We start from the raw sequence: 21,035 nt of genomic DNA, 5'->3' as shown, positions 1-21,035 counted from the left end.
CCCGCGCCGGGCGTCAAGCCTTGGCGACCACCCACAGGTCCTGGCCGCCGTCATAGTCGGCGGGCGCCGCCCAGGCGCCCCTGTGGAACGACACCAGCTTCAGGCCGGCCGCGGCGATGGCCCCGGCCAGGGCGTCGTGATCGTGGGCGATGGCGCGCTCAGGGCTGCGCGCGTCCACCACGCTGGAGGTGGCGTCATACGGCTGGAAGTCGAACAGCGGGTTCGCAGCCTCGCGCGGCGAGAAGGCCGTGAAGGCGAACCGGCCGCCGGGCTTGAGCACCCGGACGGCCTCCCGGAGGTAGTGGCTCATGGCCCCGAACCGCATGTGGGTGAAGACCGACATGGCGAAGGCGACATCCACCGACGCATCCTCCGCCGGGAACGCGACCTTGTCCTCGGCGATGGATCCGGTGCGGTTGTAGTCGCCGTTCCAGACGTCGAGATGGACGAAGTTGAGCTTCGGATAGCGGCGCTGGCACATGGCGATCGCGGCCTTGGCGAGGTCAAAGCCCGTATAGGGATGGTCGGTCAGGTGATGGGCCATCCGGCCGGTGCCGCAGCCGATGTCCAGCACGGCGTCGCCGGGCTTCAGGCCCGCATAGGTCTTCAGCCAGCCCACCGCCTGCAGGCCGATGGCGTAGTGGTCGCCGTTGCCGACATTGTGGATCACGCTCCACGGATCGCCGCGCCGCCGGGTCGGCAGGCTCTTGATATCCAGCCACAGGCCGGAAAGGGCGCGCCGCAACGGCGGGGGGGCGTAGGCGGCGAGGGCGCGGATCGCCGACATCAGCCTTCCACCAGCACCCGGGGCAGCTTGAAGCTGACGGTCTCGCGGACGGCGTCGACCTCTTCGACGGTGACATCGAAGACCGCGCTGAGCGCGTCGATCACGCCCTGGACCAGAACCTCGGGGGCCGAGGCGCCGGCGGTGACGCCGACGGTCTGAGCGCCCTCGATCCAGGCGAGGTCCAGGAAGCTGGCGTCGTCGATCAGGTGGGCCTGCGCCACGCCCTCACGCTTGGCGACTTCCACCAAGCGTACCGAGTTGGAGGAATTGGCCGAGCCCAGAACCAGCAACACGTCGCTGCGGGCCGCCACGCTCTTCACCGCCTCCTGACGGTTGGTGGTGGCGTAGCAGATGTCTTCCTTGTGCGGCGCGGAGATCTCCGGGAACCGCTCGCGCAGGGCCGCGACGATGGCGGCGGTGTCGTCCACCGAGAGCGTCGTCTGGGTGGCGAAGGCGACATTGGTCGCGTCCTTCGGCGTGAAGGCGCGCGCGTCCTCCACCGTCTCGATCAGAGTCACGGCGCCCTCGGGCAACTGGCCCATGGTGCCGACGACCTCCGGGTGGCCGGCGTGGCCGATCAGCACGATCTCCATGCCGGCGTCGTAGTGGCGCTGGGCCTCGACATGGACCTTGGAGACCAGGGGGCAGGTGGCGTCGAGATAGAGCATGTTGCGCGACCTGGCGTCGGCGGGCACCGACTTGGGCACGCCGTGGGCCGAGAACACCACCGGACGGTCGGTGGGGCACTCGTCCAGTTCCTCGACGAAGATGGCGCCGAGCGCCTTCAGCCTGTCCACCACATGGCGGTTATGGACGATCTCGTGGCGCACATAGACCGGCGCGCCGTATTTCTCGATCGTGCGCTCGACGATCTGGATGGCGCGGTCGACCCCAGCGCAGAAACCCCGCGGGGTGGCGAGCAGGACCTTCAACGGGCGGCGGGCGGGGGACGGTTCGGACATGACCCCAAACTAGGCGTCCGGGCCTTCTACCGCCAGCCGCGTTGCGGCCTCAATCGATAGTCAGTAGTACAGGTGCCGCGCGGACCCCTGCGCCGAGACCTCTACTCCTGTTCTGGACGACCCCATGCGCCGTTCTCTTCTGCTTGCAGCCTGCGCTTTCATCGCGGCCGCGACCGTCCTTCCCGACCTGGCCTCCGCCCAGTCGCCCCGCCGCGGCAGCGACGAGCAGCGCCAACAGCAGGAGGCGGCCAAGAAGAAGAAATCCAAGGAAGAGTGGAACGACGTCCAGGCGCCGCTGGCCGCCCTGCGCAACGCCGGCCCGTGCCCGTTCGTGAAGGTGCTCTACGACGCCGGCCGCTACATCGAGTTCAAAGACAACAAGGAAGCCTCGGCCAATGTCGCCTACACGGGCGAGATCCAGGGCATCTCGGCCGGCTGCCAGTACAAGGACGACAAGCCGATCCAGCTGCAGATGGAAGTTCTGTTTGAACTGGGCAAGGGCCCGCAGGCCACCGGCACCTCCAAGAATTACCGCTACTGGGTAGCTGTGACCAAGCGCAACGAGGCGGTCATCGCCAAGCAGTATTTCGACCTGCCGGTGAACTTCGGCCCCAACCAAGACCGCGTCTACGTCACCGAGACGATGGCCCAGATTGTCATCCCGCGCGCCAAGGACACCACCAGCGGCGCCAATTTCGAGGTGCTCGTCGGCTTCGACGTGACGCCGCAGATGGCGGCCTTCAACCGTGACGGCAAGCGCTTCCGGGTGAACGCCGGCACATCGGCTGTCGCCGCGGCGGGGACCACCGAACGTAAATGAGCGATCTGAAACGGGGCCTGAGCGAAGCGGTCGCCGCCGCCTTCGCCGCCGCGGGCCTGCCGGCTGAGCTCGGACGCGTCACGCCGTCCGACCGGCCCGACCTCGCGGACTTCCAGTGCAATGGCGCGCTCGCCGCGGCCAAGACCGCGCGCCGCGATCCACGCGAGATCGCCGCCGGGGTGACCGCGACCCTGGCCGCCGATCCGCGCCTGTCGGTCGTCGAGATCGCCGGTCTGGGCTTCATCAACATGCGGGTCTCCGACACCGCGCTCTCGGAGCGCGCCAACGAGATCGCCGCCGATCCGCGCCTGGGCGCTGCGGTGGTGGAGACCACGCGGCGCATCCTGGTGGACTATGCCGGGCCCAACGTCGCCAAGCCGATGCATGTGGGCCATCTGCGGTCGTCCATCATCGGCGAGGCCATCAAGCGGATCTACCGGTTCCGGGGCGACATCGTGGTGGGCGACGCCCACTTCGGCGACTGGGGCTACCAGATGGGCCTGCTGATCGGCGCCGTCATGGACGAGAACCCGTTCGTCAAGGCGCTGATGGATCAGCTTAACAGCCGCGCTGCGCCGATCACGTCGGAGGAGGAGAAGACCGCCTTCGCCGCCCTGCAGGATCGCGTCAGCCTGGATGACCTGGACCGCCTCTATCCGGAGGCCGCGGCCAAGGGCAAGGCTGAGATCGAGTACCGCGAGCGGGCCCGCAGGCTGACCGCCGAACTCCAGTCCAAGACCCCGGGCTATCACCTGCTGTGGCGTCACTTCGCCCGGGTCACCAAGGTCGCCCTGGAACGGGACTTCCATTCGCTTGGGGTCGATTTCGACCTCTGGAAGGGCGAGAGCGACGTCGACGACCTGATCGCGCCCATGGTCAAGGACCTGGACGACAAAGGCCTGCTGGTGGACGACCAGGGCGCCCGGATCATCCGCGTCGCCCGCCAGGGCGACAAGCGCGATCTGCCGCCGCTGCTGGTGGTCTCGTCGGAAGGCTCGGCCATGTACGGCACCACCGATCTGGCCACCGTGCTGGACCGGGAGAAGAGCTTTGATCCCGACCACGTCCTCTATGTGGTTGACCAGCGTCAGGCCGACCACTTCGAAGTGGTGTTCCGGGCCGCCTACCTGGCCGGCTACGCACCGGAGGGCAGCCTGGAGCACATCGGCTTTGGCACCATGAACGGGATCGACGGCAAGCCCTTCAAGACCCGCGAGGGCGGGGTGCTGAAGCTCAACGATCTGATCGAGATGACCCGCACCAAGGCGCGCGAGCGTCTCCGCGAGGCCGATCTGGGCGCCGAGCTCGACCCCGACGCCTTCGACGACACTGCCCACAAGGTGGCGGTGGCGGCGCTGAAATTCGCCGACCTGCAGAACTTCCGCGGCACCTCCTACGTCTTCGACCTCGACCGCTTCTCCAGCTTCGAGGGCAAGACCGGCCCCTATCTGCTGTACCAGGCGGTGCGGGTGAAATCCTTGCTGCGAAAGGCGCAGGGCGAGGGCGTGAAGCCCGGACCGATCACCGTGGCCGATCCGGCCGAGCGGGACCTGGTGCTGCTGCTGGACGCCTTCGACCAGGCGCTGACCGACGCCTACGAAAAGCGCGCGCCGCACTTCGTGGCCGAGCACGCCTTCAAGCTGGCTCAGGCCTTCAGCCGCTTCTATGCCGCCTGTCCGATCCTGTCGGCGGAGCCTACCTTGCGCTCGTCGCGTTTGGCGCTGGCCGACACCACCCTGCGCCAGCTGGAGCAGGCCCTGGACCTGCTGGGGATCACCGCGCCCGCGCGGATGTAGCAGCCAGAAAACGGTCGCGATTCGACTTCTCCACGCCAACTTACGCGTGGTTGTCGCCCGCGAGACTTTGCGCGTTGACTCGGGCCCACCCTTCGAACAGTTTCCGCCTCGACTCTCGCGGGAGAGACCGGGCTTCGAGCCCGGAGCCGAAGGCGCAACCGCCCCGGAAACGCTCAGGCAAACGGACCGCGAAGGCTGATGAACGCTGGAAAGTAGCGCCCCCTCGGGAGCGCTCGCCGAAGGAGCAAGGAGCGTCCCACCGATCGGGGCGGTCTGAAATCTCTCAGGTCCAAGGACAGCGGGGGCAGGGCGACGGCGGAGCTTTTTCGCCTGCGCCTGCAATCGTCAGCCGGAGTCTCATACGTGTCCGATGAAGTCCTGAAGACCACCCCGCTCGCCGACGCGCACGTGGCCGCCGGCGCGCGCATGGTGCCCTTCGCGGGCTATTCCATGCCGGTCCAGTACAAGGACGGCGTGCTGAAGGAGCACCTCTGGACCCGCGAGCACGCCGGCCTGTTCGACGTCTCCCACATGGGCCAGGCCCGGCTGCGGGGCGTCTCGCCGCTGTCGGCCTTCGAGGAGATCACGCCCGGCGACTTCATCGGTCTGAAGCCCGGCAAGCAGCGCTACTCGGTCCTGCTCAACAAGCAGGGCGGGGTGATCGACGACCTGATGGCCGCCCGGCCCGACGACGACGGCCTGTTCGTGGTGGTCAACGGCGCCTGCAAGGACAACGACTTCAAGGTCATCGACAACGAGCTGGCTGGACAGGTCACTATTGAGCGGCTGGAGAACCGCGCCCTGCTGGCGCTCCAGGGCCCCGAGGCCGCCGCCGTCATCGGCCGCCACCTGCCCGCCGCCCTGCGCATGGTATTCATGGACTCACGCGCCATGCCGGGCTTTGGGACCAACATCCTGATTTCCCGCTCGGGCTATACCGGCGAGGACGGCTACGAGATCTCGGTCCCCAACCACTTGGCCGAAGCGATCTGGAACCTGCTGCTGGAGGACGAGCGTGTCCGGCCCATCGGCCTGGGCGCGCGGGACTCCCTGCGCCTGGAGGCCGGCCTGCCGCTGTACGGCCATGACGTGGACCAGAGCGTCAGCCCCATCGAGGCGGACCTCGCCTTCGCCGTCTCGGTGAAGCGCCGCGATGCGCGGGATTTCCCTGGCGCGGCCCGGATCGCCAAGGAACTGGCCGAAGGCCCGTCGCGCAAGCGGGTCGGCCTGAAAGTGCTGGAAGGCGCGCCGGCCCGCGAGGGCGCCGAGATCACCGACGGGTCGGGCGCCGTCGTCGGCGTCGTGACCTCGGGCGGCTTCTCGCCGAGCCTCGGCTATCCCATCGCCATGGGCTTCGTGCCGCCGGCCCTGGCCGCGCTCGGGACTCAGTTGAAAGTCATTGTCCGGGGCAAGCCGCAGGCCGCGCAGGTCGTGGCGATGCCCTTCGTTCCCAACCGCTACGTCCGCAAGATCTGAGGAGATCATCCCGATGCGTTTCACCAAGGATCATGAGTGGGTCGTCCTCGAGGGCGAGGTGGCCACCATCGGCATCACCGCCTACGCCGCCGAGCAACTGGGCGACGTGGTGTTTGTCGAGACCCCCGAGGTCGGCAAGGTCGTGAAGGCCGGTGACGGCTTCGCGGTGGTCGAGAGCGTCAAGGCCGCCTCCGATGTCTACGCCCCCATCGCCGGCGAGGTCGTCGAGACCAACACCGACCTGGGCGAGGCCCCCGACACCGTGAACGCCCTGCCGGAATCCGGCGGCTGGTTCGCCAAGCTGAAGATCGCGGACAAGGCGCAGTACGACGCCCTGATGGACCGCGACGCCTATGAAGCCTTCCTCGGGACCCTGTAAGCACCCATGCGCTATCTGCCCCTGACCCCGGCCGACCGGGCCGAGATGCTCGGCGTCATCGGTGTGGCCACCATCGACGACCTGTTCGTCGACGTCCCCGCCGCCGCCCGCAAGGCCGACCTCTTCGACCTGCCGCTGCATGCCGGCGAGATGGAGGTGGAGCGCGCATTGGCGGCCCTGGCGGCCAAGAACCGTTCGGCCGGCGCCGGGCCGTTCTTCTGTGGGGCGGGGGCCTACAAGCACCACGTGCCGGCCACGGTGGACCACATCATCCAGCGGTCGGAATTCCTCACCAGCTACACGCCCTACCAGCCAGAGATCGCCCAGGGCACCCTGCAGGTGCTGTTCGAGTTCCAGACCCAGGTGGCGGCCCTGACCGGACTGGATGTGGCGAATGCGTCTATGTACGACGGCTCCACGGCCTGCGCCGAGGCGGTGATGATGGCCCAGCGGGTCACGCGCCGGAAGAAGGCGGTGCTGTCGGGCGGCCTGCATCCGCACTATGCGGCGGTCACCCAGACCATCGCCCATGCCGAGGGCATGGAGATCAGCCGCCAAGCTGTGGCTATCGACGCTGAGGCCGCCGTGCTTTCGGCCATCGACGCCGAGACCGCCTGCGTCGTGGTCCAGACCCCCAACGTGTTCGGCGTCGTCACCGACGTCAGCAAGATCGCCGAGGCGGCCCACGCCGCCGGCGCTCTGCTGATCGTGGTGACCACCGAGGCCGTCTCCTACGGCCTGCTGAAGTCTCCCGGCGAGATGGGCGCGGACATCGCTGTGGGCGAGGGGCAGTCGATCGGGGTCGGCCTGAACTATGGCGGTCCCTATGTCGGCCTCTTCGCCGCCCGGGAAAAGTTCGTCCGCCAGATGCCGGGCCGGCTCTGCGGCGAAACGGTGGACGCCGACGGCGCGCGGGGCTTCGTCCTGACCCTGTCGACCCGCGAGCAGCATATCCGCCGCGAGAAGGCGACCTCCAACATCTGCACCAACTCCGGTCTCTGCGCGCTCGCCTTCACCATCCACATGACGCTGCTGGGGGAGCGCGGGCTGCGGGAACTCGCGGCCCTGAATCACAGTCGGGCCCGCGAGCTGCGCGATGCGCTCGCCGCCGTTCCCGGGGTGGAGATCCTGTCGCCGCGCTTCTTCAACGAGTTCGCGATCCGCGTTCCGGGCAAGGCCGCCGAGGTCGTCGAGGCTCTGCTGGCCGACGGTGTTGTCGCCGGCGTGCCCTTCAGCCGTCTCGATCCCAAGGCCGGGATGGACGACGTGCTGCTGGTGGCCGCCACCGAGACCACGACGCGGGGTGATATCGCCGCCTTCGCCCAGGCCCTGAAGGGGAGGACCGCCTGATGGCCATGTCCAATATCGGCCGTCCGACCCAGCCCCAGGCTGGCGGCGCCACCTCCGCCCACACCTCGCTCACCGGCGCCCGCGGCCTGCTGCAGGACGAGGCCCTGATCTTCGAGATGGGCGGCTGGGACAAGAGCGGCGTCGATTTCGACCTGCCCAGCCAGGACGCCTCTGACCTGGGCGACCTGGTCCGCACTGCGCCGATCGGCCTGCCGGGCCTGTCGGAACCCGAGGCCATGCGCCACTTCGTGCGCCTGTCCCAGAAGAACCACGCCATCGACCTGGCGCTGTATCCGCTGGGCTCGTGCACCATGAAGCACAACCCGCGGCTCAACGAGAAGATGGCCCGCCTGGCCGGCTTCGGCGACCTGCACCCGATGTCGCCGCAGTCGACGACCCAGGGCGCCCTGGAGCTGATGGACCGCCTGGCCCATTGGCTGAAGACCCTGACCGGCATGCCCGCCGTGGCTCTGTCGCCCAAGGCCGGCGCGCACGGCGAGCTGTGCGGCCTGCTGGCCATCAAGGCGGCCCATGAGGCCAAGGGCCAGGCCCATCGCCGCACTGTCCTGGTGCCTACCTCCGCTCACGGCACCAATCCCGCCACCGCAGCCTTCGTCGGCTATGACGTGGCCGAGATCGCCCAGACCGCGGACGGGCGCGTCGACCTCGCTGATCTGGAGGCCAAGCTGTCGCCGGACGTGGCGGCGATCATGGTCACCAACCCCAACACCTGCGGCCTGTTCGAGCGCGACATCATCGAGATCGCTCGCCTGACCCATGCGGCCGGGGCCTACTTCTACTGTGACGGCGCCAACTTCAACGCCATCGTCGGCAAGGTGCGCCCTGGCGACCTGGGCGTCGACGCCATGCACATCAACCTGCACAAGACCTTCTCCACGCCCCACGGCGGCGGTGGGCCCGGCGCGGGTCCGGTGGTGCTGTCGGAGGCCCTGGCTCCCTACGCCCCCACCCCCTGGGTGGTGAGCGCCGGCGAGGGCTTCAAACTGGTGGAGGAGGCCGAAGACGAGGCCGCCGACACCTTCGGCCGGATGGTCGCCTTCCACGGACAGATGGGCATGTTCGTGCGCGCCTACGCCTACATGCTCAGCCACGGGACCGACGGCCTGCGCCAGGTGGCCGAGGACGCGGTGCTGAACGCCAACTACATCAAGGCCAAGCTGTCGCCGGTGATGAGCCCGGCCTTCCCGGACGGGCCCTGCATGCACGAAGCCCTGTTCGACGACAGCTGGCTGGAGGGGACGGGGGTCACCACGCTGGACTTCGCCAAGGCGATGATCGACGAGGGCTTCCACCCCATGACCATGTACTTCCCGCTGGTGGTGCACGGGGCCATGCTGATCGAGCCGACGGAGACGGAGTCCAAGCAGGAGTTGGATCGGTTCTGTAATGCTCTGACCCTGCTGGCGGAGGCCGCCAAGGCGGGCGATGTGGAGCGGTTCACCGGCGCGCCCTACCTGGCGCCTCTGCGACGCCTGGATGAGACCCTGGCCGCCCGCAAGCCTCGGTTGACGTGGCGCCCGGAGCCCACAACTGTGGCGCCGGCGCCCATGGCGGCTGAATAGCTACAGTCTGGACGAAATTTAACCCGCGCGAACCTTTACGACTCCGTCGAGCGTTCCCATACCTGACTCGTGCGGTCACCGACCGACCTCCCCGTTTGACGGGCCGCGCACTCCAGGTTTGAAAACGTGTCCTACGCCATCCCCAGCGTGCGCGCTCTGCGCGCCAACGACGACTCTGCCCGCGAACTGGCGGCCAAGATTGGCCGATTCCTGCTCGTGATGCTCGGTCTCGCCATCATGGCCGTGGGTCTTGTGACGTCGGTGCTGCCCGGTCACCTGGGTCTGCCGATCCTGGTGGTTGGTCTGATGATCGTGCTGCGCAATTCCTTCAAGGCGCGCCGCCGCTTTGTCGGCATTCAGCGGGCGCACCCGAAAATGGTCTTCCCCCTGCGCCGCCTGATGCGTCGGGAGCCGGAGATCGCCGCGGTGTTCTGGCAACAGATGCTGCGGATGGAGAAGGTGATCCTGCCGGGCCGCTATCGCTTCGCCCGCAAGGTTCGCCGCTGGCTGCACCCCAGCCGCTCAGGCTCGATCTTCGCCAAATAGGGTCTGCCAGGTCGGACAAGGTGTGGCGCCCGCGCCGCGCGAGGTCTGAATTGGACATAAACCTTAAAATTTAACCGGCCTGTCGCCTTTACGAGGCATCCCTGCGTTCGCATATGCGTCTACAGGACAACCGCCCGACCTCCCCAAGCGGACGCGCGTCCCAAATCCTGGTTTGAACCAAAGTGTCCTACGCCATGCCCAGCGTGCGCGCCCTGCGCGCCTCCGATGACTTCGCCCGCGAGCTGGTGGCTCGGATGGTGCGCGTCGGTCTGGCCTCGCTGGGGTTGCTGATCGTGCTGGCCGGGATCGCCGTGGCGCCCCTGCCGGGCCCCGGCGGCCTGCCGGTGATCGTGGTCGGCCTGATGCTGGTGCTGCGCAACTCCTTCAAGGCGCGGCGCACCTTCGTTCGTTTCCAGCACGCCCATCCGAAGATGATCTTCCCGATCCGCCGCCTCCTTCGGCGCGAGCCGGAGATCCTGCTGGTGGCCTGGCAACAGGCGCTGCGGATCGAGCGACTGATCGTGCCGCGCAAACTTCGCTTCGCCGTGCGCACCCGCAAGCGCTTCCGGCGCGCCCGCGTTTCCTAGACGCCAACGAAAAAGGCCTCCCGCGAGGGAGGCCTTTGAACGTCGTCGATGAAGCCAGGTCCTATTGGAGCTTGGCGCCCATCTGCGTGATCGCCCCGTCGATCAGCGGGTCGGACTTCAGACCCGTCAGCCGGCTGGTCAGCACGCTCTCGGCGATCTGGGTCGCCAGATCGGCGGCGGCGGCCTTCACCTCGGCGGAAGCTTGGGCTTCGGCCGTCGCGATCTTGCGTTCGGCCAGTTCACCGCGACGCTTGATCTGCTCTTCCAGCTGAGCCTTGGCCTCGATCGCCATGCACTTGGCGTCTTCCTGGGCGTTGGCCAGCAGCTCGGCCGACAGCTTTACGGCGTCGGCGCGTTGTTGCTTGACCTCGGCCAGCAGGCGAGTGGCTTCGTCGCGCAGCGCCTGGGCTTCGTCCAACTGCGCCTGGATGGCCTTGCCGCGGGCGTCGAGCGCCCCCACGGCCATGCCGGGCACCTTGGCGTAGATCAGGGCGCCGATGAACACCAGGAGGCCGACAGTGACCCAGGTGTGCGCGTCTTGCAGGAGTTCCACGTCGGAGTCTTTCTAAGCTAGGCCTTGGCGGCGGCTTTGAGCTCGGCCGCCGAGGCGGCCTTACCGGTCAGCTTGGCCACGATGGCTTCGGCGGTGTCGGAGGCGATGCCGGCGACTTGGCTGAGGGCCTTGTCGCGAGCTTCGAAGATCCGAACCTCGGCGGCGGCCAGGCTCTTGGCGAGCTTGGCTTCCTCCTCGGCTTGGCGGACGGCGCTTTCACCCTTGGCCTTCGCCTTGGCGTCGCCGGCAAGCTTCTGAGCTTGGGCGCGCGCCTGAGCGACTTCCTGGGCGACCGCGGCGGCCTGCGCCTCGGACTCTTCCTTCATTTTCCGCGCCGCGGCGATGTCACCGGAGATCCGGTCCTCGCGCGCTTCGATGGTCCCGCCCAGCTTGGGGACGAAGACCTTGGAGAACAGGAAGAAGAGGATGCCGAAGATGATCAGCATCCACACCATCTGGCCTGGCCATTGGGCCAGGTCGAACTGCGGCAGACCGCCCGAGCCATGCTCGACGGCGGCGCCCGCTACGGCGTGAGCCGCTTCGGTCACGGGCTCGGCCACGACGGCTTAGACCTGAACGAAGAGGATGATGAAGGCCATCACGAGGGCGAAGATGCCCATGGCTTCCGTCACGGCGAAGCCGAGGAACAGCATGCCGCGTTCGGCGGCCGCGGCCGACGGGTTGCGCATGGCGGCTTGCAGATAGTTGCCGAACAGGATGCCGAGGCCGGCGCCGGCGCCGATGAGGCCGGTCATGGCAAGGCCCGCACCGATGTACTTGGCGGCAGTAACGTCCATTTTGGATAGTCCCTTTGTAGAGGTGGGGTTAGTGGCCGTGATCGAGGTTCACGACATCGCTGAGATAGGTGCAGGTCAGGGCCGCGAAGACGAAGGCCTGCAGGAAGGCGACGATGAATTCCAGGGCCATCAGAGCGATGACCATGGAAAGGCTGAGAGCGGAGCCGACCAGGCCGAGATAGGCCAAGCCGCCGTTGGCGATGGCGAAACCGCCCAGGCCGACGACGAAGCTGCCGAACATATACATGACCACGTGGCCGCCGATGATGTTGCCGAACAACCGCATGGCCAGGGTGACTGGGCGCACCAGGAACGAGATGAACTCGATCGGCACCAGGATGAACAGCATCGGCCAGGCCACGCCCGACGGCACGAAGAGCTTGAAGAAGCCCAGGCCATTCTTGGCGAAGCCGACGATCAGCACGATGAAGAAGGTCAGGAGGGCCAGGGTCGCGGTCACCGCCAGCTGGGCGGTCACGGCGAACTGCTCGGGGAACATCCCGATCAGGTCCAGCACGGCGACGAAGGAGAAGAGGGTGAAGATGAAGGGCAGGAACGGACGGCCGCGATCACCGATCATCGAGCCGGTCAGGCCCTTGTCGACCAGGTCGTAGACGGTCTCGGCCAGTGCCTGCATCCGGCCGGGCACCACAGCGCCACGCGACGAGAACAGGAAGAAGGCGGTGATGAGGGCGGCGGCGCCCATCATGGTGGCCACGGAGTTGGTGATCGACAGATCGATCGCGCCAACGCCGGGAACCGTCACGGGCGGCAGGCTCACGATCTTCTGGATCATGAACTGGTGCATGGGCTCGATGGCGGCCATTAGCGGTTCAAGTCCTCATCCTCGTTACGCACGACCGGCGGCGCCGGGGCATTCAGTTTCGCCGCAGTCCGGTTCGCGGACGTGTAGGCGTTATAGGCCGACAGGGCGGTTCCCAGCATCAAGCCGGCGACCATTCCCCAGGGCGTGGTGTGCAGGAAGTGGTCGAACAACCACCCGAACCCCAAGCCCCCCAAGACCCCGCCGATCACCCCTCCGAGGAGGCGATAGCCTTCGCCCATCGCGGCCTCGCTTGAGGCCTTGTGGGGGCCCCGCTTGGTCGCGGTCTCGAAGGCGTCGAGCCGTTCGTCGAGGCGCTTGATGGCCTCTTCGTTCGAGTCGTCCGGCTGCGGCATTGCTTCAGGTCTTTAAAGGGACCGCGACAACTGTCCGCGGCCCGGCCAGGTCGCGGCGGAACCTATAGAGCCGGGTGCAGTGCGTCAAGGTCGGGAAACTGTTATTTAAGAGCCTGATTTCTATCAGCTTTTCGACCCGCGGCAAACGGCCTCGTCCGCGACTCCTGACGGTGGAGTATCCCGAGGCTCTTCCTGTCCCTGTTCGGGCGCGAGCGCTACTGCGCCGCCATGGCCTCGGCCTGGCGAAGGTCGACCGAGACGAGCTGGCTGACGCCGCGCTCGGCCATGGTGACGCCGAACAGCCGGTCCATGCGGGCCATGGTCACAGGGTTGTGGGTGATGGCGATGAAGCGCGTCTCGGTGCGCCGCCGCATCTCGTCCAGCAGGTTGCAGAAGCGGTCGACATTGGCGTCGTCCAGGGGCGCGTCCACCTCGTCCAGCACGCAGATGGGGGCGGGGTTGGCCAGGAAGACCGCGAAGATCAGGGCCGCGGCGGTCAGGGCCTGCTCGCCGCCGCTCATCAGGCTCATGGTGGCCATGCGCTTGCCGGGCGGGCAGGCGAAGATTTCCAGCCCCGCCTCCAGCGGATCGTCGCTTTCCACGAGCCGCAGTTCGGCGACGCCGCCCTCGAACAGGGTCTCGAACAGGGCCTTGAAGTGCTCATTGATGACCTCGAAGGCGGCCACCAGGCGCTCGCGGCCCTCGCCGTTCAGTTCGTCGATTCCCTGGCGCAGCTTGCCGATGGCGCCGGTCAGATCCAGGCGCTCGGCCTGCATGGTCTCCAGGCGGCTGGCGTGTTCGGCGGCCTCTTCCTCGGCCCGCAGGTTCACGGGGCCAATGGCGTCGCGTTGGCGCTCCAGGTTGAAGAGGTGAGCCTCCATTCCGCCCGCGTCGCCGGGGATGGCGATGGCGGCGTCGGCCAGGCTCTGGGCCAGGTCGGCGGGCTCTACACGCGCCGTCTCGCGGATCTGGGTGGTGATCTCGGCCAGGCGCTCGGCGGCGGCCTCCAGCTTCGCCGACAGGCTGGCGCGAAGCTCGCGGGCCTGGCTCGCGGCGGCGTCGCTGGCCCGGACCGCGCGATCGGCCTCGGCCCGCGCGCCTTCGGCCTGGGCGAGCGCATCGCTGCTCTTGGCCCGGCGGGCCTCGGCCGTGGCCAGTTCGTCCAGCAGCTTCTCGAAGCGGTCCTGATGGGTGGCAGGCGCGTCGTTGGCCCGGTCCAGCAAACCCTTGGCCTTGGTCCGCGCCTCTTCCAGGTGATCCAGGCGCTTGGCGGCCCCTTGAGCTCGGCGAGTCCAGTCGTCTCGGTCGCGGGTCAGGTTTTCCAGTCGGCGCGCCCGCCCCTCGCGCTCGCGGGCCTCGATCTCCATGGCGCTGCGGGCCTCGGCGGCGGCCTCGCGGGCGGGACCGGCGGCGGCGCGAGCGGCGGCCAGCTTGGCGCTCAGGTCGCCGACGGCGGTGTCCTCGGCCGATTCTGATTGCGCGACCCGCAGGATCGATTCGGTGTCGGCCAACTCGGCCTCGAAGCGGCGGATGACGTCGTCCAGGGACTGGGCGTGGGCCTCGCGGCGGGTCGCCTCGCGGTCCAGCTTTTCCAGCACGGCCCGAGCGGCCGCCACCTTCTGCTCGGCGCCCTGGGGCTGGCGGCGCGCCTCGCGCAGGGTCTCGTCGGCGGCGCGGACCCGGGCGTTGGCGGCCGCCTGGATTTCGCGGGCGGCCTTGGCCCTGGGTTCGAGGGTCTCGATCTCGGCCTCGATCTCGCCCAGCCGGGTCTTCTGCTCCATCCGGATCGCGGCGGGCTTGGGCGCATCGGCGCGGGCGGTGAACCCATCCCAGCGCCAGAGGTCGCCTTCCCTGGAGACCAGCCGCATCCCGGGTTGCAGGGCCAATTGCAGGCGGTCGCCGTCAGCGCGGGCGACAAGCGCCACATAGGCCAGCCGCGCGCCCAGGGCCCCCGGCGCCTTCACCAGCGGACCGAGCGGAGTCGCGCCCTCAGGCCAGGTTGGCGCCTGGGCGTCGCGGCCGCCCCAGAAGGCCGGCGCCTTGGGATCCAGGGCCGCGTCCAGGTCGTCGCCAAGCGCGGCGGCCAGGGCCTGCTCATAGCCCCGGTCGGGGGAAACCTCGTCGAGGGCCGGGGTGAAGCCGCCGCGCTTCTGCTGGGCGACGATGCCGGCCAGGGCGCGGGCCTCGGCGGTCAGGCGGCCCAGCTGTTCGTCGGTCTTGCGGGCGGCCTCGCGCGAGGCGAGCTCGGCCTCCTGGGCCTTGGTGCGTTCGTCCTCGGCTGCCTCCAGGGCCACGCGCAGGGCGGTGAGCGTCGCCTCGGCCCGCTCCAGTTCGGTCCTGGCCTCAGCCGCCTGGGGATTGACCGCGGGGCCGATCTGTTCGCGTTCGTGTTTGGCCTGATCCAGCGCCCGTCGGGTGCGGTTGACCCGGCCCTGGGCTTCCTCCACGCGGGCGGCGCCGGCCCGGCGGCGGGCTTCGTCGGCGGCGGCCTGGGCGGCCAGGGCCTCGACCGCCGCGTCGGCCTCGACGCGGGCGGCGTCGGCGGCCCTGGCGGCGGCCTCAAGTTCGGGGGCGCGTTCCGGCGCCGCGGCGATGGCGGCCTCCAGGGCCTCGAGGTCGCCGGCCATGCGGGCCAGCGCCAGCTGGGCGTCCTCCACCATCTGCGTCTCTCGTGCGCGGTCGGCGTCGATGCGCGAGACGTCGCCGGTCAGGCGCTCCACCTCGGCGGCCAAGGCCTCACCCTCCCGCTCCAGGCGGTCGCGGTCGATGGCCAGGCGGTGCAGGACCGCGGCGGCGATGGTCTCGGCCTCGCGGAGCGGCTTGATCTGTTCCTCGGCGGCGGCGGCCCGCGTGGTGGCCCCGGCGGCCTCGCGGGCGGTCTCTTCCACGGCGCGGATGGCTTCGGAAGCCTCGGCCTGCAGTCGTTCGGCGGCGCCGCGCGCCTCGTTCCAGCGGGCGTAGAGCACCGCGCCCTGCAGGGCGCGAATCTCCGCCGACATCTTCTTGTAGCGGTCGGCCTGCCGGGCCTCGCGCTTCAGCCGGTTCAGCGTGCTCTCCAGCTCCTTGGCGACGTCCTCCAGCCGGGTGAGGTTCGTCTCCGCCGCCCGCAGGCGCAGCTCGGCCTCATGGCGCCGCGTGTGCAGGCCCGAGACGCCGGCGGCCTCCTCCAGGATCATCCGCCGGTTCTGCGGCTTGGCGGCGATCAGCTCGGAAATCTGCCCCTGGCGCACCAGGGCCGGAGAATTCGAGCCCGTTGACGCATCTGCAAAGAGCAGCTGCACGTCGCGGGCGCGCACCTCACGGCCGTTGATCCGGTAGGTGGAGCCCTCGCCCTTGTCGATGCGGCGCACCACCTCCAGGACCGGATGGTCGTTGAAGGCGGCGGGCGCGCGACGGTCGGCGTTGTCGATGGTCAGCGTCACCTCGGCGTGGTTGCGCGAGGCGCGCCCGCCCGAGCCGGCGAAGATCACATCGTCCATCCCGCCGGCCCGCATGGCCTTGGCGGAGTTGGCCCCCATCACCCAGCGCAGGGCCTCGAGCAGGTTCGACTTGCCGCAGCCGTTGGGTCCGACGATGCCCGTGACTCCGGGCTCGATGCGGAACTCGGTCGCATCGACGAAGGACTTGAAGCCCGAAAGGCGAAGCCGCTGGAAGTGCACTTGAGTGCGGGGCCCTTCCTACTTCTTGGCTTGGGCGGCGGCGATGGCGGCGTCGAACTCGGCCAGGGTGGCCTCGCCTTCCTTGAAGGTCTTGCCGTTGATCTGGAAGGTGGGGGTCGAGGTGATCTTCTCTTCCTTGCTCGCCTTGTCGACGCGGGCGTTCAGGGCCTTGAGCGCCTCTTCATCGGTGATGCAGGCGTTGAACTGCTTCTCGGTCATGCCCGAGGACTGGGCCACGCGGAGCAGGACGCCGCGCATGTCGCCGGTGGTGAACATCTCTTCCTGGGCGTGGAAGACGGCGTCGAGGACGCTGAAGTACTTGTCCTTGCCGGCGCAACGGGCGGTGAGGAAGGCGGCGGCGGCCACCTCGACCGGCGGGGTCAGGAACTCGCGGAAGGTGTAGTGGACCTTACCGGTGTCGATGTATTTCGCCTTGAAGGCCGGGAAGACCTCGTTGTTGAACTTGGCGCAGTGGACGCAGGAAGCCGAGGCGTACTCGGTGATCTGGATCGGCGCCTTGGCGTCGCCCAGGGTCATGTCGGCGGCGTCGGTCTTCGCTCCCCCCTTGGAACAGCCGGCCAGGGCGAGCAGGCTCATGGCGGCGACGACGAGGAGGCGACGGCTGAAGTTCGGCATTGGACCCTCTACGGAATTCCGAAGGAAAGATTAAAGCGCGATTCCCCCCAGGCCGGGGGCAAAGTCAACGGGTGCGGCGATCGCGCAACACGCCCCGACCCAAGCTCAGCAATGCGGCCTTCAGAGGGCCGTCCGGCTCGGCGGCCAGGCTGGCGGCCAACTCGGCCTCCTTGGCGGCGTCCAGCGGGGGCAGGGGACGGCGCACGGGCCGCACCGTCTCGGGGTTCACATTGCGCAGGGGGCCCTGGACGATGCGTAGCTTATTCACCGCCCCGGTCCCCAGGAACAGGTTCACGCGAGCCACGATCTCCGGCGCCTGATGCTGGATCAGGGCCGCGGCGGCGCCGGCCACCCGGATCTCCAGGGCCGCGGGCTCTCCGGCCTTCACCTTTGAAAGCTTCACCGGCTCGGTGCGCTTGGCGATCTGCTCGCCGACGATCTCCTTCCAGCGGGCCTGCAGCGCGCCCGGCCCCTGGCCGAAGCGGGCGTCCAGGTCCTTCAGCAGCTTGGACAGGCCCCGTCCGGCGGCCGGCGGCGGCCGTCGCTGCGGCCGCGTCCGCTTGCGCGACAGGATGAAGGCCGCCTCCGCAGAGGTGGGCAGGGGACGCTTGGACATGGGGCGCAGCATACAATCCTTTTCCGCCCCTGCGTAGCGGCGGAGGGCAAGGCGAGGTCTTCGCCTTGACGCCCCCGCCCTCAGGTTCCAATCACCACCGCGACAGCCGGGGAGCCACCATGTCCGACAGCAAGCCCGCGGCCTCGCACCGCCGTATCCTGGCCGCCAGCCTGGTGGGGACGGCGGTCGAGTTCTACGACTTCTACATCTACGCCACCGCCGCCTCCCTGGTGTTTGGCAGGCTGTTCTTCCCGGTGGCCTCTCCATCGGCGCAGCTGATGAGCGCCTACGCCACCTTCGCGCTCGCCTTCTTCGCGAGACCCCTGGGCGCGGCGGTGTTCGGCCACTTCGGCGATCGGCTGGGGCGCAAGTCGACCCTCGTGGCCTCGCTGATGTTGATGGGAGGATCCACCCTCGCCATAGCTTTCCTGCCCACCTACGCCCAGGCCGGCTGGGTCGCGCCCTTCCTGCTTTGCGTCCTGCGGTTCGGCCAGGGCTTTGGCCTCGGCGGCGAGTGGGGCGGTGCGGCCCTGCTGGCGGTGGAGAATGCGCCGCCCGGCTGGCGCGCCCGCTTCGGCATGTTCCCCCAGCTCGGCGCCCCGGTGGGCTTCATCGCCGCCAATGGCCTGTTCCTGCTGCTGGGGGTGCTGCTGACCCCTGAACAGTTCCTGGCCTGGGGCTGGCGCATCCCCTTCCTGCTGAGCATCGTCCTGGTGGGGGTCGGTCTCTGGGTGCGGCTGAAGCTCACCGAGACTCCGGCCTTCGCAGAGGCCATGAAGGAGGCGCCGCCCGCCAAGGCGCCGCTGGGCGAACTGCTGCGCGACTTCCCGCTGCAGACGCTCGCCGGCACCTTCGCCGTGGTCTGCTGCTTCGCCATCTTCTACCTGACGACGGCCTTCGCCCTCGGCTACGGGACCACCAAGCTGGGCTATAGCCGCGAGACGTTCCTGGGGGTGCAGCTGGGCGCCATCGGCTTCATGGCCGCGGGCATCATCGCCGCCGGCTACTGGGCTGACGCCACCAGCCCCAGGCGGGTGCTGATGGCCGGCTGCATCGCCACGGTGGCGGGCGGCTTCCTGCTGGCCCCGATGATGGGTTCGGGCTCGCTGTGGCTGATCTGGGGATTCCTGTCGCTGGGCCTCGCCATGATGGGCCTGGTCTATGGCCCGCTGGGCGCCTTCCTGCCCGGCCTGTTCCCGGCCCGCGTCCGCTACACCGGCGCTTCAGTGGCCTTCAACATCGGCGGCATCCTGGGCGGCGGCCTGGCCCCGATGATCGCCCAGGCCCTGGCCGACAAGGGCGGCCTGGTCCCGGTGGGCTACTACCTCAGCGGCGCGGCCGTCATCAGCCTGGTGGCTCTGCTCTTCCTCAGGCGCCAGGCCGAATGAACCCGGAGGCTCTGCGAGCCAAGTTGCTGGCCTGGTACGACGGGGAGGCGCGCGATCTCGCCTGGCGGGTGGGGCCGACCGACGGCCGCGCCGGCGTGCGCCAGGACCCCTACCGGGTCTGGCTGTCGGAGGTGATGCTGCAGCAGACCACCGTGCCGCATGCGACGCCCTATTTCCTGAAGTTCACCGCCCGCTGGCCCACGGTCACGGCCCTGGCCAACGAGGACGACGGCGAGGTGATGGCGGCCTGGGCGGGGCTGGGCTACTACGCTCGCGCCCGCAACCTGCTGGCCTGCGCCCGGGCCGTGGCCAAGGATCACGGCGGGATTTTCCCGGACACCGAGGAGGGACTGCGCGGCCTCCCGGGCCTGGGCCCCTATACCGCCGCCGCCGTGGCCGCGATCGCCTTCGACCGGGCGACCAATGTCGTGGACGGCAATGTCGAGCGCGTCGTGTCGCGCCTGTTCGCCGTCGAAACCCCGCTGCCCGACGCCAAGCCGGAGCTGAAGCGGCTGGCCGAAACCCTGGTTCGCGACGATCGCCCCGGCGACTGGGCCCAGGCCCTGATGGATCTGGGCGCCACCATCTGTAAGCCGAAGTCGCCGCTCTGCGACCGCTGTCCGGTGGCGTCGGCCTGCGCGGCCCTGGCCACCGGCGCCCCGGAGACCTATCCGCACAAGACGGCCAAGGCGATCCGGCCGCATCGCCACGGCGTGGCCTATGTCTTGACCCAGGGCGACCTTGTGGCCCTGGTCCGCCGCCCCCCCAAGGGGCTGCTGGGCGGCATGCTGGCCCTGCCCACCAGCGACTGGCGCAGCGCGCCCTTCACGGAGGCCCAGGCCCAGGCCGCCGCCCCCGCGCCCGCCGACTGGCGCCATGTCGGCGAGGTGGAGCACGGCTTCACCCACTTCACCCTGACCCTCACGCTGCTGCGGGCCGAGGGCGAAGCAGACGGCGTGATCTGGTCGCCGCGGCGTGACCTGGACGGCCTGCCCAGCGTGTTCCTGAAGGCGGCGCGGGCGGCGTTGTCGAACCTGATCTAGCGCGTCAGCGAGACGTGGAACGGGAAGTGCATCTGCAGTTCGCCGCCCTGGGCCAGTTGCTCGGGGCCGAAGGTGCGTGTCAGCTGGGCGACCACCTCGGGCGGCACGGTGTTCTGAGACGCCACGGGATTGCGCGCCAGTCGCTCGCGGAATGCGGCGTCGTCGGCGTCTCGGTCACCGCTCAGGTCCCCCACACGGTCGCAGACGATGGGCGTGGCCACCAGGCCGGGCGGCGCGCCGGCGGCGGCGCCAAGCACAATCCCGTCCAACCGCATCGGCCGCTGCACGACCCCGCAGTTGAGCATGATGAAGGTCATCGCGCCGGTATGGGCCTCGGTGGTGATGCAGCAGATATGGTTTCGGACCGGCAAGGCCCAGCCGGTGAACACGATCTCGCCCATGCCCAGCCGGATTTCCAGCAGGCCATTGTCGTCGTGGCGGCGGACCAGGCACTGGTCATGGAAGAACAGGCCCGGCGCGCGCGACGCGGTCCGTGTCGTCTCGAAGAAGCCTTCCAGATCTGCGCCCCGGGCCAGGGTCGCCTCTCGGATCTCGGCAAGGCCCGCCACCGGCAGACCCTCGACAGGTGTTGCATCGACCCGCGGCAGGTCGGCGCCCACCAGGGTCGCGAACTCGGCCATGTCCCGATCCCAGGCCAGCATGGTGAAGCCGGGCATTCTTTCGGCGATATGGTGGGTGAGCAGGGCCAGGTTGTGCTTTGAAGGGGTGACCGCCCCGCTCGCCCATCGGCCGACCACCGACTTGTCAACGTTCAGGCCCGCCGCCAGACGCCCTCGGCTCAGCGATAACACTTTCAACACCAGCTCGAGTTTCTCGCCGAATGGGTTGGCGGGCATAGGGGGCCTCTCATGACGCTC

At 68.9% G+C, this 21,035-nt stretch carries 21 protein-coding genes and 1 riboswitch; of the genes, 10 read left to right on the top strand and 11 right to left on the bottom strand.

Annotated elements, in window-relative coordinates; all coding sequences use genetic code 11:
- Positions 1–13 precede the first annotated feature (13 nt).
- Together JKL49_RS17270 and ispH are read right to left on the bottom strand one after the other, a co-directional pair.
- Complete coding sequence (locus JKL49_RS17270) at positions 14–787, bottom strand: class I SAM-dependent methyltransferase (protein WP_215342080.1); 774 nt, start codon at positions 785–787, stop codon at positions 14–16.
- Positions 787–1,749 (bottom strand): 4-hydroxy-3-methylbut-2-enyl diphosphate reductase, encoded by a 963-nt coding sequence (gene ispH / locus JKL49_RS17265; RefSeq protein WP_215342079.1) that lies wholly within the window; start codon positions 1,747–1,749, stop codon positions 787–789. The genes JKL49_RS17270 and ispH overlap by 1 nt, the downstream gene beginning before the upstream one ends.
- Positions 1,750–1,873: 124 nt before the next feature.
- Here ispH and JKL49_RS17260 point away from each other — a divergent pair, with 124 nt between their 5' ends.
- The 8 genes from JKL49_RS17260 (at position 1,874) to JKL49_RS17225 (ending at position 10,286) form a co-directional block, all read left to right on the top strand.
- Positions 1,874–2,569, top strand: a complete 696-nt coding sequence (locus tag JKL49_RS17260; protein ID WP_215342078.1) for a Tat pathway signal sequence domain protein — start codon at positions 1,874–1,876, stop codon at positions 2,567–2,569.
- Positions 2,566–4,365, top strand: a complete 1,800-nt coding sequence (locus JKL49_RS17255; RefSeq protein WP_215342077.1) for an arginine--tRNA ligase — start codon at positions 2,566–2,568, stop codon at positions 4,363–4,365. Before JKL49_RS17260 ends, JKL49_RS17255 begins: the two co-directional genes overlap by 4 nt.
- A 108-nt stretch (positions 4,366–4,473) precedes the next feature.
- Positions 4,474–4,564: riboswitch (glycine riboswitch) on the top strand.
- Between the two features lie 164 nt (positions 4,565–4,728).
- Positions 4,729–5,841, top strand: a complete 1,113-nt coding sequence (gene gcvT / locus JKL49_RS17250; RefSeq protein WP_215342075.1) for a glycine cleavage system aminomethyltransferase GcvT — start codon at positions 4,729–4,731, stop codon at positions 5,839–5,841.
- Between the two features lie 13 nt (positions 5,842–5,854).
- The gene (gcvH, locus tag JKL49_RS17245) at positions 5,855–6,220 is read left to right on the top strand and encodes a glycine cleavage system protein GcvH (RefSeq protein ID WP_215342074.1); all 366 of its coding nucleotides are present in this window, start codon (positions 5,855–5,857) and stop codon (positions 6,218–6,220) included.
- Positions 6,221–6,226: 6 nt separating this feature from the next.
- The gene (gcvPA, locus tag JKL49_RS17240; protein ID WP_215342072.1) at positions 6,227–7,570 is read left to right on the top strand and encodes an aminomethyl-transferring glycine dehydrogenase subunit GcvPA; all 1,344 of its coding nucleotides are present in this window, start codon (positions 6,227–6,229) and stop codon (positions 7,568–7,570) included.
- On the top strand, positions 7,570–9,153 hold the full coding sequence (gcvPB, locus tag JKL49_RS17235; protein ID WP_215342070.1) for an aminomethyl-transferring glycine dehydrogenase subunit GcvPB: 1,584 nt from the start codon (positions 7,570–7,572) through the stop codon (positions 9,151–9,153). The genes gcvPA and gcvPB overlap by 1 nt, the downstream gene beginning before the upstream one ends.
- Before the next feature lie 126 nt (positions 9,154–9,279).
- Positions 9,280–9,699 (top strand): hypothetical protein, encoded by a 420-nt coding sequence (locus JKL49_RS17230; RefSeq protein ID WP_215342067.1) that lies wholly within the window; start codon positions 9,280–9,282, stop codon positions 9,697–9,699.
- Positions 9,700–9,893: 194 nt separating this feature from the next.
- The gene (locus JKL49_RS17225; RefSeq protein ID WP_215342858.1) at positions 9,894–10,286 is read left to right on the top strand and encodes a PGPGW domain-containing protein; all 393 of its coding nucleotides are present in this window, start codon (positions 9,894–9,896) and stop codon (positions 10,284–10,286) included.
- Positions 10,287–10,347: 61 nt separating this feature from the next.
- Here the strand turns inward: JKL49_RS17225 and JKL49_RS17220 are convergent, their stop codons facing one another.
- The 8 genes from JKL49_RS17220 to JKL49_RS17185 form a co-directional block, all read right to left on the bottom strand.
- Complete coding sequence (locus JKL49_RS17220; protein WP_215342065.1) at positions 10,348–10,839, bottom strand: F0F1 ATP synthase subunit B family protein; 492 nt, start codon at positions 10,837–10,839, stop codon at positions 10,348–10,350.
- Between the two features lie 17 nt (positions 10,840–10,856).
- Positions 10,857–11,387, bottom strand: a complete 531-nt coding sequence (locus JKL49_RS17215) for a F0F1 ATP synthase subunit B family protein (protein ID WP_347340401.1) — start codon at positions 11,385–11,387, stop codon at positions 10,857–10,859.
- An 18-nt stretch (positions 11,388–11,405) separates the two neighbouring features.
- Positions 11,406–11,636 (bottom strand): F0F1 ATP synthase subunit C, encoded by a 231-nt coding sequence (locus JKL49_RS17210; protein ID WP_215342062.1) that lies wholly within the window; start codon positions 11,634–11,636, stop codon positions 11,406–11,408.
- 28 nt (positions 11,637–11,664) lie between these two features.
- Positions 11,665–12,462, bottom strand: a complete 798-nt coding sequence (locus tag JKL49_RS17205) for a F0F1 ATP synthase subunit A (RefSeq protein WP_215342060.1) — start codon at positions 12,460–12,462, stop codon at positions 11,665–11,667.
- Positions 12,462–12,815, bottom strand: a complete 354-nt coding sequence (locus JKL49_RS17200) for an AtpZ/AtpI family protein (RefSeq protein WP_215342058.1) — start codon at positions 12,813–12,815, stop codon at positions 12,462–12,464. The genes JKL49_RS17205 and JKL49_RS17200 overlap by 1 nt, the downstream gene beginning before the upstream one ends.
- 215 nt (positions 12,816–13,030) lie before the next feature.
- Complete coding sequence (gene smc, locus JKL49_RS17195) at positions 13,031–16,474, bottom strand: chromosome segregation protein SMC (RefSeq protein WP_215342057.1); 3,444 nt, start codon at positions 16,472–16,474, stop codon at positions 13,031–13,033.
- 18 nt (positions 16,475–16,492) lie between these two features.
- The gene (locus JKL49_RS17190) at positions 16,493–17,110 is read right to left on the bottom strand and encodes a thioredoxin domain-containing protein (protein ID WP_215342055.1); all 618 of its coding nucleotides are present in this window, start codon (positions 17,108–17,110) and stop codon (positions 16,493–16,495) included.
- Positions 17,111–17,174: 64 nt separating this feature from the next.
- Entirely contained in the window at positions 17,175–17,726 is a 552-nt protein-coding gene (locus tag JKL49_RS17185; protein ID WP_215342053.1) for a DUF721 domain-containing protein, read from the bottom strand.
- A gap of 119 nt (positions 17,727–17,845) precedes the next feature.
- On the opposite strand from JKL49_RS17185, the gene JKL49_RS17180 reads away from it, so the two are divergent.
- Together JKL49_RS17180 and mutY are read left to right on the top strand one after the other, a co-directional pair.
- Entirely contained in the window at positions 17,846–19,114 is a 1,269-nt protein-coding gene (locus tag JKL49_RS17180; protein WP_215342051.1) for an MFS transporter, read from the top strand.
- Positions 19,111–20,157, top strand: a complete 1,047-nt coding sequence (mutY, locus tag JKL49_RS17175; RefSeq protein WP_215342049.1) for an A/G-specific adenine glycosylase — start codon at positions 19,111–19,113, stop codon at positions 20,155–20,157. The genes JKL49_RS17180 and mutY overlap by 4 nt, the downstream gene beginning before the upstream one ends.
- Here mutY and JKL49_RS17170 read toward each other — a convergent pair.
- Positions 20,154–21,014 (bottom strand): helix-turn-helix domain-containing protein, encoded by an 861-nt coding sequence (locus JKL49_RS17170; RefSeq protein ID WP_215342047.1) that lies wholly within the window; start codon positions 21,012–21,014, stop codon positions 20,154–20,156. The genes mutY and JKL49_RS17170 overlap by 4 nt on opposite strands.
- Between the last annotated feature and the right edge of the window lie 21 nt (positions 21,015–21,035).

This window comes from Phenylobacterium glaciei (genome assembly GCF_016772415.1).
Taxonomy (GTDB): Bacteria; Pseudomonadota; Alphaproteobacteria; order Caulobacterales; family Caulobacteraceae; genus Phenylobacterium; species Phenylobacterium glaciei.
The sequence above is the reverse complement of the archived record's forward strand: the minus strand, read 5'-3'. Positions and strand labels throughout refer to the sequence as shown.

What these genes read in the sequence shown, in the direction of transcription:
- JKL49_RS17185 (WP_215342053.1), bottom strand. Translation starts at nt 17,726, where the DNA reads ATGTCCAAGCGTCCCCTGCCCACCTCTGCGGAGGCGGCCTTCATCCTG.
- JKL49_RS17270 (WP_215342080.1), bottom strand. Translation starts at nt 787, where the DNA reads ATGTCGGCGATCCGCGCCCTCGCCGCCTACGCCCCCCCGCCGTTGCGG.
- JKL49_RS17260 (WP_215342078.1), top strand. Translation starts at nt 1,874, where the DNA reads ATGCGCCGTTCTCTTCTGCTTGCAGCCTGCGCTTTCATCGCGGCCGCG.
- gcvPB (WP_215342070.1), top strand. Translation starts at nt 7,570, where the DNA reads ATGGCCATGTCCAATATCGGCCGTCCGACCCAGCCCCAGGCTGGCGGC.
- JKL49_RS17170 (WP_215342047.1), bottom strand. Translation starts at nt 21,014, where the DNA reads ATGCCCGCCAACCCATTCGGCGAGAAACTCGAGCTGGTGTTGAAAGTG.
- JKL49_RS17180 (WP_215342051.1), top strand. Translation starts at nt 17,846, where the DNA reads ATGTCCGACAGCAAGCCCGCGGCCTCGCACCGCCGTATCCTGGCCGCC.
- gcvPA (WP_215342072.1), top strand. Translation starts at nt 6,227, where the DNA reads ATGCGCTATCTGCCCCTGACCCCGGCCGACCGGGCCGAGATGCTCGGC.
- ispH (WP_215342079.1), bottom strand. Translation starts at nt 1,749, where the DNA reads ATGTCCGAACCGTCCCCCGCCCGCCGCCCGTTGAAGGTCCTGCTCGCC.
- JKL49_RS17200 (WP_215342058.1), bottom strand. Translation starts at nt 12,815, where the DNA reads ATGCCGCAGCCGGACGACTCGAACGAAGAGGCCATCAAGCGCCTCGAC.
- JKL49_RS17205 (WP_215342060.1), bottom strand. Translation starts at nt 12,462, where the DNA reads ATGGCCGCCATCGAGCCCATGCACCAGTTCATGATCCAGAAGATCGTG.
- JKL49_RS17255 (WP_215342077.1), top strand. Translation starts at nt 2,566, where the DNA reads ATGAGCGATCTGAAACGGGGCCTGAGCGAAGCGGTCGCCGCCGCCTTC.
- JKL49_RS17210 (WP_215342062.1), bottom strand. Translation starts at nt 11,636, where the DNA reads ATGGACGTTACTGCCGCCAAGTACATCGGTGCGGGCCTTGCCATGACC.
- JKL49_RS17225 (WP_215342858.1), top strand. Translation starts at nt 9,894, where the DNA reads ATGCCCAGCGTGCGCGCCCTGCGCGCCTCCGATGACTTCGCCCGCGAG.
- mutY (WP_215342049.1), top strand. Translation starts at nt 19,111, where the DNA reads ATGAACCCGGAGGCTCTGCGAGCCAAGTTGCTGGCCTGGTACGACGGG.
- gcvH (WP_215342074.1), top strand. Translation starts at nt 5,855, where the DNA reads ATGCGTTTCACCAAGGATCATGAGTGGGTCGTCCTCGAGGGCGAGGTG.
- JKL49_RS17190 (WP_215342055.1), bottom strand. Translation starts at nt 17,110, where the DNA reads ATGCCGAACTTCAGCCGTCGCCTCCTCGTCGTCGCCGCCATGAGCCTG.